General features: G+C 32.2%; 11 protein-coding genes. 1 reads left to right on the plus strand and 10 read right to left on the minus strand.

Going from position 1 to position 11,664, the window contains the following annotated elements:
* Positions 1-23: 23 nt before the first annotated feature.
* The gene (rimO, locus tag D1816_RS24350; protein WP_118506037.1) at positions 24-1,325 is read left to right on the plus strand and encodes a 30S ribosomal protein S12 methylthiotransferase RimO; all 1,302 of its coding nucleotides are present in this window, start codon (positions 24-26) and stop codon (positions 1,323-1,325) included.
* A 27-nt stretch (positions 1,326-1,352) separates the two neighbouring features.
* Here the strand turns inward: rimO and D1816_RS24355 are convergent, their stop codons facing one another.
* The 10 genes from D1816_RS24355 to D1816_RS24390 all read right to left on the minus strand — a co-directional run bounded on the left by D1816_RS24355 (position 1,353) and on the right by D1816_RS24390 (position 11,657).
* Entirely contained in the window at positions 1,353-1,778 is a 426-nt protein-coding gene (locus D1816_RS24355) for a response regulator (RefSeq protein WP_066314619.1), read from the minus strand.
* 5 nt (positions 1,779-1,783) lie between these two features.
* Complete coding sequence (locus D1816_RS24360) at positions 1,784-2,893, minus strand: ATP-binding protein (protein WP_066313808.1); 1,110 nt, start codon at positions 2,891-2,893, stop codon at positions 1,784-1,786.
* A 541-nt stretch (positions 2,894-3,434) separates the two neighbouring features.
* Positions 3,435-3,590 (minus strand): hypothetical protein, encoded by a 156-nt coding sequence (locus tag D1816_RS25925; protein ID WP_157766086.1) that lies wholly within the window; start codon positions 3,588-3,590, stop codon positions 3,435-3,437.
* 120 nt (positions 3,591-3,710) lie between these two features.
* A complete protein-coding gene (locus D1816_RS25930; RefSeq protein ID WP_157766085.1) occupies positions 3,711-3,875 on the minus strand; it encodes a hypothetical protein in 165 nt (54 codons plus the stop codon).
* 545 nt (positions 3,876-4,420) lie between these two features.
* Complete coding sequence (locus tag D1816_RS24365; RefSeq protein ID WP_118506038.1) at positions 4,421-4,876, minus strand: tRNA (cytidine(34)-2'-O)-methyltransferase; 456 nt, start codon at positions 4,874-4,876, stop codon at positions 4,421-4,423.
* Between the two features lie 22 nt (positions 4,877-4,898).
* A complete protein-coding gene (locus D1816_RS24370) occupies positions 4,899-5,627 on the minus strand; it encodes a carbon-nitrogen hydrolase family protein (protein ID WP_118506039.1) in 729 nt (242 codons plus the stop codon).
* A 155-nt stretch (positions 5,628-5,782) separates the two neighbouring features.
* On the minus strand, positions 5,783-6,901 hold the full coding sequence (locus tag D1816_RS24375; RefSeq protein WP_118506040.1) for a glycoside hydrolase family protein: 1,119 nt from the start codon (positions 6,899-6,901) through the stop codon (positions 5,783-5,785).
* A gap of 24 nt (positions 6,902-6,925) precedes the next feature.
* Entirely contained in the window at positions 6,926-8,863 is a 1,938-nt protein-coding gene (locus D1816_RS24380; RefSeq protein WP_118506041.1) for an FAD-dependent oxidoreductase, read from the minus strand.
* A 190-nt stretch (positions 8,864-9,053) separates the two neighbouring features.
* Positions 9,054-9,617: a hypothetical protein gene (locus tag D1816_RS24385; protein WP_066313798.1), complete on the minus strand. Its 564-nt coding sequence runs from the start codon at positions 9,615-9,617 to the stop codon at positions 9,054-9,056.
* A gap of 195 nt (positions 9,618-9,812) precedes the next feature.
* On the minus strand, positions 9,813-11,657 hold the full coding sequence (locus D1816_RS24390; RefSeq protein ID WP_118506042.1) for a PLP-dependent transferase: 1,845 nt from the start codon (positions 11,655-11,657) through the stop codon (positions 9,813-9,815).
* Between the last annotated feature and the right edge of the window lie 7 nt (positions 11,658-11,664).

Here is an 11,664-nt window from a genome sequence, read left to right on the forward strand (position 1 = left end):
TGCACACCTTTTATTCAAAAGATATGAGAACAAAGACTTTAAAGAAAAATAAAATCAACGTTGTTACATTAGGCTGTAGTAAGAATGTCTACGATAGCGAAGTGTTAATGGGGCAATTGAAGGCGAACAACAAAGAAGTTGTTCATGAGGAAGAAGGAAACATTGTGGTTATTAATACTTGCGGTTTTATTGCTAATGCTAAGGAGGAGTCTGTAAATACTATTCTTGAGTATGTGCAAAAAAAAGATGAAGGTACTGTTGATAAAGTATTTGTTACCGGTTGTTTATCAGAACGCTACAAGCCGGATTTACAAGAAGAAATCCCTGATGTGGATCAATATTTTGGTACAACAGAACTTCCTGGGTTATTAAAGGCTTTAGGAGCAGATTATAAACATGAATTGATAGGAGAGCGTCTTACTACTACTCCAAAAAATTATGCTTATCTTAAAATTGCAGAAGGTTGTGATCGTCCTTGTTCATTTTGTGCGATACCTTTAATGAGAGGAAAGCATAAATCCACGCCAATAGAAGAGCTCGTTATTGAAGCAGAAAAATTAGCTGCAGATGGAGTAAAAGAATTAGTGTTAATAGCTCAAGATCTTACATATTATGGTTTAGACTTGTATAAAGAGCGAAAATTAGCAGATTTATTAAGATCTCTTGCAAAAGTAGAGGGTATAGAATGGATAAGACTTCATTATGCATTTCCAACAGGGTTTCCTATGGATGTATTAGCAGTTATGAAACAAGAATCAAAAATATGTAACTATATTGATATCCCACTTCAGCATATATCAGATCCTATATTAAAATCAATGCGTCGTGGAACCACAAAAGCCAAAACCACTAAATTATTAAAAGAATTTAGAGAGGCTGTACCAGAAATGGCAATTCGTACTACCCTAATTGTAGGATATCCAGGAGAAACGCAAGAAGATTTTGAAACTTTAAGGTCTTGGGTTAAAGAAATGCGTTTTGAGCGTCTAGGGTGTTTTACATATTCTCATGAGGAGAATACCCATGCTTTTAATCTTGAAGATGATGTTCCTGAAGATGTGAAAATGGAACGAGCAAATGAGATCATGGAAATTCAATCTCAGATTTCTTGGGAATTAAACCAACAAAAAATAGGTAAGGAATTTAAGATAATTATAGATCGTAAAGAAGGTAATTATTTTATAGGTCGTACCGAGTTTGATTCACCCGATGTAGATAATGAAGTATTAATAGATGCTACTAAACATTACCTCAAGACAGGGGATTATACCACAGTAAAAATTTATGAGGCAGAAGATTTTGACCTATATGGAGAACCTATATAGGTTAAGGTTTATTTTGCTTTTTGATAATTAAACCGGAAAATAAGTATCAATAGTATCTTCTAATTTTTTTACGGTTAAAGGTTTTTTAAGGTAGATATTAATTTCAGGTGTTGTATTGGCAATGTGTTCATCATCAGGGTTTACACTGGTAGTTAACATAGCAATTATAATTTTTTCCTTTTGCATACAGGGCAGTTTTTTGTATTCGTCAATAAAATCCCACCCACTCATACCGGGCATGTTGATATCCAAAAAAATAATCCCTGGCCTGGGAAACTCACTACTAGAGCCTTGATCCATTTCCTTTAAATAGTTTAAAGCTTCGGTGCCATTATAATTAACTTTAATCGTAACATCTATATCAGCACGCTTAATAACTTTCTTATTAATAAAGTTTGTAATCTTATCATCATCGACCAATATGATGCAATCTAAACCTGTTATCTTTTTCATGATAGTCATATTTTGATGTTAATGGTAAAATAAAAAGAGCTACCTCGTCCAGGTACCGATTCTACCCAGATATCTCCATCATGGATTTCAACAATTTTTTTACAATGTGATAAGCCTATTCCTGTTCCAGAATATTCTTCTTTAGAGTTTAATTGTTGAAAGATAGTAAAGATCTTATTTATGAATTTCATGTTCATCCCAATGCCATTATCTTTTATACTAAAGAACCAAGTATCTAATTGTTTTTGCGCTGAAATTTCGATAATGGTTGGCACATGTTTTTTTCTAAATTTAATAGCATTGCTAATAAGGTTTTCAAACAATACTTTTAATTCAGTTCTATAACCATAGATGATTGGTAAATCCCCAATTTTAAATTCGATTTGAAAATCTTTGATAATAGTAGAAAAATCATCTATAACTTCTCGAATCAAGGTATTACAGTTTATTTGTTTTAATTCAAGATGTCGTCCTAAACGTCCATAATCTAAAAGAGCAGAAATAAGATTTTTCATGCGACTAGTAGATTCATGTAGAAAAGTAAAAGAATTTTTAATTTCTTCATTTAGATGATCTCGATACTCATCGGTTATCATCGTTGTCAAACTAGAAATAGATTTTAATGGTTCTTGTAGATCGTGAGAAGCAATATAATTAAATTGTTCAAGTTCCTTATTTTTGTTTTTTAGTTTTTTAATATGTTTTTCTAAAGTATTTTCCGTTTTTTTTCTTTCACTAATATCTATTAAAGAGATAAGAATCATTTTTCCATCAGAAGTATCGATAGTATTTGATTTTATTTCTAAAGGAATCTTATTTTTATTTTTTCGTATCCCAAAAATTTCGACGTTTCTATCAGTAATTTTAACTTCAGGGTCTTTAAATATAAAATCTAAGTACTGATAATGCTGCCAATTAAACCATTTTGGGATAACGGTTTCAATATTTCGCCCAATAATTTCATCCTTTTGATATTGTAATAAGTGTTCTGTATAAGTATTTATATATACAATTTTTCCTTCTTGATTAATTAAAATCAATGGATTAGGAATACTATCAATCATTGTTCGAAATGTGAATCCTTCGTGTTTATGTAGGGGGTCAATAACATTCATGAAAAGTTAGTTTTAAGTTTAAATTAGAGACTGACTAAAAACTATTTTGACAATGAAAATATAAGCGGGTGTTTATCGAAGATAATAAAAATTTAATTCACTTTTATACGGGATTCCATAACCTTTTTTAAGAAAAATTACAATTGTAATAAAAACGGAAAATTCCCCGAATTTTTGACTAGTTCTTTTTGCAAAAAACTAACTAACATTATTAAGATTTAGGAACTAAGTTTATCTTATCTGTGAAAAATAAAGGAACCCTTTAGAGGTCTAATTGTGCCGTTGGGAAATTTGTATAAGCGATATGCTAAAGGGTGACAATAATAACAATGTTTTACTTGAAGTCGTAAAAAATGCTTGTAACATAAAGATACTTCATTTTGGTATTTTTCGCAGTATCAATAAGTACTACAAAAAAAAGAAGCCTTTATAGGGCTTCTTTAATTTATTTCAATAGGTCTTTTATTATTTTGAGGCTAATTCAAATGAAAAAAACTATTAGGTTTGGGGTATTATAACTTAAATATTTTCTATGTCTTATTTATTGACCGTCAACTTCGTCTAGTTCATCTATTGTAACATCAGGATCTACATCAGGATTGTTTTCTTGAGGAAAAGGAGCAGCATCATTTAATGATTCTGTTTCACAAGAAAAAAGACTAACGGCGATAACGAGTAGGATTAAAAAATTTTTCATAATAATAAAGTTTTGTGTTTTGTTTATTTAAATGTATCTTTTATTGTTCTGAGGCGAATTAAAATCAAAAAACTATTAGATTTGGGGGGATAACTAAAATGTTTTTTTATGTCTTAGTGACTAACCTTTTATTTCGTCAACTTCGTCTAATTCATCAACAGTATCATTTGGTTCTGTATCAACAGGGTTGTTTTCTTGAGGAAAAGGAGCAGCATCATTTAATGATTCTGTTTCACAAGAAAAAAGACTAACAGCGATAACAAGTAAGATTAAAAAGTTTTTCATAATAGTAAAGTTTTGCGTTTTTGTTTTTTAAATCGGTGGCAAATGTATTCAAAAAATCAATCCAAAATCATAAAGTTTTTCTAACAAAATTGATGATGAACTGGTTCAAGAAAAAAATAAGATTATTGGGTTTGCAATAGAAACAAGAGAGGTGTTCTTAATTATGTAATAAACCGAAGATCAGAGATGGCTTTTATGTAATTTTTAAGCTGTTTTATTAAGAAATTGGTAAACTTAATTTTGTTGTAAAACTGTTAATTATTAACAATTTGGTAATATAAAAACGTTTGTATCTGGTATTTTTATTGTTTTCTCATGTAAAACATTATTTTAATAAGAATAGTGTATTTTTTGATAAAGAGGTTTCGTGTCTTGCTAAGGATTAAAGTGATACAAGAGTAATCTGATAATTTTATTGACAAATTATAGAGATAATTGGTAGTTTTTTACTCTAATTTTGAAAACATACAGGGTCTATTTAAGGACGAAAAATGCAAAAAAAAGTCAAATGTTACGAATGTTGACTCTATAATTATTCTTGTAGGTTATTTATGTAAAGCTTTTAATCCATCATACACTATAATACTAACAGCATTTGCTAGGTTTAAACTTCGAATATGCTCATTGTAAATTGGAATTTTATAAGTTCTATGTAAATTATTCGCAATAATATTTTCAGAAAGCCCTTTTGATTCTTTCCCAAATACGAAAAACATATCATCTTCATAATCTATAGACCAATATGAATTTTCACTATGACTAGAGAAAAAAGCTATTTTTTTGTCCTTATGTATTTCAAAGAATTCTTCTTTACTCTCGTATATGGTTATAGAAAGATGTTTCCAATAATCTAGCCCAGCTCTTTTGACCCTTTTGTCACTGAGTTCAAATCCAAATGGTTTTACTAAATGCAAATTGGATCCTGAAGCTAAACTTAACCGACCTATATTTCCCGTATTGTTAGGGATTTCAGGTTCGATAAGAACTATGTTATATGCCATGAATTTTATTGTCTTTGTATACTTAAATTTGGGTACGAATTACTTCTTCTGTTTGTGTGTCAAAAATAAGAATTCCTTGATTTATGTTATCTAATTGTGCTATAAGTTTTCCTTTAGAATTCCAAATAGAAGAAGTTCCTGTGCTCTCAAAAGTATCACAAAGTCCAATGCTATTACACATTAAAATAGGTGTCGAATGTTGTTGAGCTAGTTTAGCATAATGTTTTAATGAATGATCAACCCCTTTTTTTGATTTTGCAACAGATGTTAAATAGTATTTGGCTCCTCGTTTGATAGATTTTTTAAAATGAACTAGTTGTAAACTTTCATAACAGATGGCCAAGGCTACCTTTATGTCATTTATAGTAATAATATTACAATCTTGACCTGTAACAAAATAGGGGAGTTCATCATCATGCAAATATTGCTTGTGATAGATTTGTTTTGGTAGATTAGGCCGAAATATAATCATACTGATATGAATACCATATTCTGATTTTGTAGGTAAACCTACACCGACAGTAATTGTATTGCGGTTACTAAGTTCTTGAAAAGGCTCAAGTCTAATGTCTTCTTTTGTGATAGCTAATTCTTTAGCAAGTTTGGGCTCATATCCTGTTAATGATAACTCTGGAAAAAAAACAGCATCTGCCTGTAACGAAATACATGAATTGATTAACTTTTTATGATTAGTAATATTGGCAGCGATATCGCCTTTAATAGATTTTGTCTGTACCGTTGCTATTTTCATTAAACCTTAATTTGCATTTTTGAATTATCGTAAAGGTATAATTTTAGAGTGTTACATTTTTTATTTCTGATTTAGAAATGTTTGTAATATAGATATTGAATAAAATGTAAACCTTTTACTTTTGGATATTTTTTACCAATCAAAAAGAACCCATACTATTCTAAAATGGGGATTTGTACATTAAACGAGTGTATAACATTTTGAGAATCTTTTATATCAGCTGCACAAAGTAGTGCAATTGGTCTTCCATTTTCTATATAAAGTTGGGGTCGTTCTAAATGATCTACAGTTTGTGTATATCCATTGGCCCAATCAATTTTTAATTCGGAAACCAATGGAGTATCTGATAGTTTCCAATCAAATCCATCTTCGGATTCAAATAATACTAATGAACGACCAACATTGGTAAAAGCCCCATGCATGTCTTTAACAATGGCTCGGTATTTACCTTTTTGATACCAAATAAAAGGATCTTCAGCCGGAAAATCATAATCTTTTGTTTGAAATACAGGTTGATCATATTTTTTAAATGGGCCGGTAGGATTTTCTGAAGTAGCTATACAATGTACTACAGGTCCACCCCAAATTCCAGGTTTTTGTTTTCCAACAGCTTTGTACACCATAAGATAACCACCTTCTGGACGCTTAGTAACGGATGGATTGCTAACCATTAATGCGTCTAGGGCGTTTTCATGCGTACCAGTATTAATAAGAGGAGTATCAAACCTTTTCCAAGGACCATTAGGACTATCAGAAACAGCAACACCAATTCGTTGATTATTGCGATGGCTTGGATTTAATACTAATTTACCCGGAAAAGTGGTCGTTTTGCCATCTCCAGTATTTCCCATATAGTAGAGATAATATTTTCCATCAAACTTGTGTATATTAGGGTTATGCGTACACAATCCATCCCAATAATTACTACCTCTATTTGAAAGTGCTACATCCCTGAACGTAAAGGGACCAAATGGAGTATTAGAAACTGCATGAGCGATTTCAGAATCAGTTACCCAGGCCCATCCTAATTCTTTTTTCCAACGTGAATAAAACATGTGGTACAATCCGTCATTTCCTTTTACCATAGAACCACCCCAGATACTCCAAGTATCATTTTCAAATTTTGATTTAAGAGTTGGTTTTCCTAAATCTAATTTAAAATAATTAACGGATGAATCACTTTTCTTAACATTGCTTTCTTCTGAAACCGAACTGTTATTTTTGCAAGAGTTTGATAGGAAAAGAATCAAAACAAATAGAGGATAATATTTCATTATATATTACGAATTATTTGAAATTTAAATGCGCTTGGACCCTGGTTGTTTCATCATTTCTTTTAATTTATCCAAATGGTCTTTATACACACCTTTAGGAGTAGTATTATATTTCGAACAAATAGCTGCGGCTTTACCTACTATTTCACCCATCATTCCACAGGTTTTCATTACTCTTACAGGACCTAATCCTTCTCTACTAACACTAATATTTCGACCAGCCATAAACAAATTTGTAATGTTCTGACTATAAAGTGCGCGATAAGGGGCCCAATATGGGCCTTCATAATCATATCCTTTTCCTGTGGTAGCAAAAGAAATAAATTCTTCGCCTTTTAAATCTTTATCAAAAGATTCATGGGGGCTATGAACATCTATACCCCAAGAGCAAGGAAAGGCACCATCGGGAAACTTAACCTTATCTCTAAAATGATTAGCGGTTAATTTTATGTCTCCCATAAGTCTTCTGGATTCTCTTTTTCCTGAAATAAAGGCTGACCATCCTAATCGATGATTAGGGTATAATTTATCTATATTTTTTAAAGCATCCCATGCACCATACATGGCTCGAAAGTTTAGATCTCGAATTTTTTCTACGTCAGTTATAGGGTCTTTATCAAAACCACTTTCCCAGAACCATCCTCCAAGATTACCTAACGGATCTTCTGATCCCCATTGCCCTTTGTAATTGGCCCTTCCTGGAAATGGTTTATCACTTAAATCTATGGCCCAAGGACATCTCGGAAATGGTTGTGCTGTATCTCCAATCTCACATGATAGTGTGAGTGCTGCTTTATCTTTACATTCACATTTTAAAACATCTTCCTCATTTGCTGCATCCATTACATTCCACATATTAGAAAACCCCATGAATCCCGAGCCGGATATTTCATATTTTGCTCCCCCCAGAAAACCAACAGTTGCATCACCTGTGCAGTCCGCAAAGAATTTACCTTTAATTTCAGTCTGCACCGCAGTTCTGGTATTTTGAGAAACTACAGCATTAATTTTGCTGTTCTCTTGTGTAACTTGAATTACTCTTTCTTCTAGGAATAATGTAATACGAGGTTCCTGTTTGATAACTTTTATTTTGCGCTCATCATCATACACATTGCCTAATCTGGCATTACGTGTTCCATATTTTCCATGATCTACAAAGTCGGGTGCAATTTCGTCAACAATTTCTCCTATATGCACGTAGGGTTTCTGTCGAGTATGGCCTTCTGGCCAAACTCTTACCTCCGAACTTCCGTTCCCACCTAATACGGGACGATCCTGAATAAGTGCCACAGATAACCCATTTCTTGCTGCAGAAATTGCGGCACAAGTTCCAGCAAATCCACCACCTGTAACCACTAGGTCAAAATATCCACCATCTAAAGGTTTTTCTGGTAATCCTAATAACTCTCTCCTAAATTTGGTAAGAGCTGCAATATCATTTACAGGTTCAAAATCTAAATCTTTACAAAATAAGATGGCTTCACATCTTCCTTCAAAACCTGTTAGATCATGTAGTGCTACTTTTGTCTTTTGAGATACTTCTACAAGCCCACCATCGTGCCAATGCCAATCGGCTCCTTTGGTTCCAAAAGTTTCTTCTAATGGTTTGTCATTAATAAGTAATTGAAACTTTCCTGGAGCACCTGGTGCTTTCCATGGAGCTACCCAATCTCTAGTACGTACCCATACTCGATATTTTCCTTTTTTAGGAAATGTTAGCATTGTAGAAGCATCCTCGACAGGAATGCCTAATCCATGAGCTAATAAATAAGGAGAACCCATTTGATCCATCGATTGCTGATCTAATTCCCATCCTCCGTGATTGGCAAATTGTTCTGCTTCGGCAAAGACGAAATCGCCCGACATGTTATCAAGAATTTTACTCTTAGCTAATAGTTCTATTGGTGCCAATAGTAATAATGTAGCCTTTCCAACGGTATTAATAAACTGTCTCCTTTTCATAATAAATTAGTTACCTAAAAATAAATAATTCTTTAAAGCGCAGGAGATAATTCACTATAACAAAAGATTAAAAACCTATAACAGAAAAATAAATTACAAAGTAAAATATGATGATAAAAAATATCCCCTTTATTCCAATAGGAGTAAAGAGGATACTATGTATGATTATGTTGAAAAGAATTCTTATATATTAATTATGAGATAGCATATTGGCATAAGAATCTTTTGCAGTACCTGTTGTAACTATAATTGAAGCGTCACCATCAGTATTAGTTTTTAGTGTTGCTATATCGGTTAAAAATCGGACCGTTGCAAGATCATGTTTGTCTTTAGTTCCTGGATTAAATTCAAGGTCATCTGTCCAGTACGTCATAAAAAAGTCAATGATTAGATCTTTATTACCTTCAAAAACGACTTTGGTACTTATTAGTTTACCAGTTGGTAATTTTTCAAAGTATACTTTATAAGATATTTTTCTCTTTTTTAGAGTACTGGGAGCATTGGTTTGGTGAACCCATTGCTGGCAATTTGTTCCGCATGATGAATATTGCGCTTCCCAATTCGTTTTAGCTTGAATAAAAGGTTGGACCATCTTTGTTATGCCATAGGCGTAATCTGTCTTGTCTCCTGTTGTATTAGTAAGTAGCCATTGTTTCTCGTGCGAAGCAGCAGCTGTAATATCCTCTTGCGAGTAATTCGTCTGTGCAAAAATAGTAAGAGGAAGTAAAAGTAAAAATAGTAGAAATTTTTCCATAAGTTGTTGGTTTGTATAAGGTTATACAACAATTTACGAATTTTTTCTGACATTTTAGTACTAGTAGAGTCTAATTTTTTGTTAACATAATGATATGCAAAATCCTATATACGTATTGTAGAGCACTAAAAGATTTGCTTTTTTTAATTTGATCCGGACTTACCTTTTAAAAGACTATCGTTTATACTTTTGAGATTATATACTTTTAACAAAACTCGAAAACACCTTTTTGTGAAGTTCAAAATCCAAATTAGCTGAAAGCGCTACGCGTACAATATAATCTTTGTCATCCTCTTTAGTTGTACCTTGAGTTGAGGTTGCAGGTATTGTCCAATAACACCCTTTTAACTGCCCGTAGCTTACACAAAATTTACTTTCATTTGGAATTTCACTAATCATTAAGTTGATTAATTTGAGATTAAGTGCTCGTTTGTATGTTTCTTTTTCTTCGTCAGTATTACCTTTTGTTGGAAGGTCTAATGAAAATACTGATGGGGTGAATCCTTTATTAGCCAACTCTTCTGAAACAAAATTGATTTTTGCTTCTGGTAATATATCATTGATATAGTTTACAAATTCACGTGTATTCTTATAAGCATCATGTATTCTTTGATTCATTGAAGGTAACTGTTTGGCGAGTATTTCCATTTGAAGATTTGTAGCCTCATTGTCACAAAGTCTTAAATGTAGCTCTATTTTTTTCATCAAAGCCTCAGATTTATTATTCGCGACACAGTAACCAGCGGTACATTTACCGCCACTTGGAAATTTAGATCCACTTACATATGCAATGGTTCTAACAGAAGAGAGTATTTCATATTTGCCAAGAAAATGAACATTAGGGCAAAATGTTTGATCCAATATAAAAACTGGATCAATTGCGGTTTCATTATTCTTAGTCTTACGTTCTTTACTTAAAACGTCTTTTAACTTTATAAGATCTGGGACTTCAACTCTTGGGTTTGTTGGAATTTCAGCAATGATATAGGGAATTGCATCTTCATCAGCAATTTTATTTAAAACTAGATCAATGCTTTGTACCATATCTTTACCGCCGTCAACAGGTAAATCCATTACTTCAATAGTATCACTGCAAGCTGCTACACGTCTTGCTTGGTCGTTTGTTCCTCCATAACAATTTGGGGGAACGATAATTTTTATGGCTTTTCCTTTATGATTTTCGAGTGCATGATGAACCAGCCCCATTACAATAGCATACTGCATAGAGAGTCCACTAGATCCAACTAATGGTTCTACAGTGGTATCAGTAATGTGTTTTATTGAATTTAAGACAAGTGTTTTATTAGTTTCAATAGCATTATTTGGACTATCGATAGTAGTTTTTTCTAAAAGGTAATTCAGTGCAACCAAAGTATTAGCCGGTGTCATTGCAATAGTTTCTCTTCTTCTTACATGTTGAATTTCTGAGATATAACTTTTGTTTTGCTCACCATTTACTAATATTAGACTACCTAGGTCAGGATGAATGTTTATAAAAAAGTCAACATTTGAAATGAGATCAAAATTGCAAATATCATCTCTTTGTGAAATGAAAATTGTACTGTCATCGAGTTCAGGAATCTCTTGAATACTATTTATTTTCTTTACATCAAATTTATAACCGTATATGTGCTGTATTACATCTGGATCAAAAAAATCGGGTAATTCATCGATATAAAAGATCTGAGTGTTTTTATTGATTAATAAGTTCTTTCTAAGAACAGATAAAACAGGAACTGTTTTTGAAGAAAAACTGATTATATTTTCTGCTTTTGAATTGTTTAATTTTGCAACAACCCATTCCAGAACGCAAGATAATGGGTGACCTAATCGAATATAATCGTATGCAGTAGGTAGTTCATTTAATGCTGAAGATTGAGAATTATTTGTGTCAAATAAAATTTCAAGCTGTTCTAAAAACTGACTTTTGGCCAATTCTTCATCATAAATATCTAATCGATGCGTTGTTAGATTTAACCAATCCTTAGGCATATTTTCTATTACATCTTTAATGTAAGTCAGCACGGTATTACTTTGCATATTTTTT

It is taken from the genome of Aquimarina sp. AD10 (assembly GCF_003443715.1).
GTDB classification, from domain to species: domain Bacteria; phylum Bacteroidota; class Bacteroidia; order Flavobacteriales; family Flavobacteriaceae; genus Aquimarina; species Aquimarina aggregata.

Excerpts from the sequence above, each read along its gene's own strand:
- D1816_RS24370 (WP_118506039.1), bottom strand. The coding sequence starts at position 5,627 with ATGAAAATAGCAACGGTACAGACAAAATCTATTAAAGGCGATATCGCT.
- D1816_RS24360 (WP_066313808.1), bottom strand. The coding sequence starts at position 2,893 with ATGAATGTTATTGACCCCCTACATAAACACGAAGGATTCACATTTCGA.
- D1816_RS24365 (WP_118506038.1), bottom strand. The coding sequence starts at position 4,876 with ATGGCATATAACATAGTTCTTATCGAACCTGAAATCCCTAACAATACG.
- D1816_RS25925 (WP_157766086.1), bottom strand. The coding sequence starts at position 3,590 with ATGAAAAATTTTTTAATCCTACTCGTTATCGCCGTTAGTCTTTTTTCT.
- D1816_RS24385 (WP_066313798.1), bottom strand. The coding sequence starts at position 9,617 with ATGGAAAAATTTCTACTATTTTTACTTTTACTTCCTCTTACTATTTTT.
- D1816_RS25930 (WP_157766085.1), bottom strand. The coding sequence starts at position 3,875 with ATGAAAAACTTTTTAATCTTACTTGTTATCGCTGTTAGTCTTTTTTCT.
- rimO (WP_118506037.1), top strand. The coding sequence starts at position 24 with ATGAGAACAAAGACTTTAAAGAAAAATAAAATCAACGTTGTTACATTA.
- D1816_RS24375 (WP_118506040.1), bottom strand. The coding sequence starts at position 6,901 with ATGAAATATTATCCTCTATTTGTTTTGATTCTTTTCCTATCAAACTCT.
- D1816_RS24390 (WP_118506042.1), bottom strand. The coding sequence starts at position 11,657 with ATGCAAAGTAATACCGTGCTGACTTACATTAAAGATGTAATAGAAAAT.
- D1816_RS24380 (WP_118506041.1), bottom strand. The coding sequence starts at position 8,863 with ATGAAAAGGAGACAGTTTATTAATACCGTTGGAAAGGCTACATTATTA.
- D1816_RS24355 (WP_066314619.1), bottom strand. The coding sequence starts at position 1,778 with ATGAAAAAGATAACAGGTTTAGATTGCATCATATTGGTCGATGATGAT.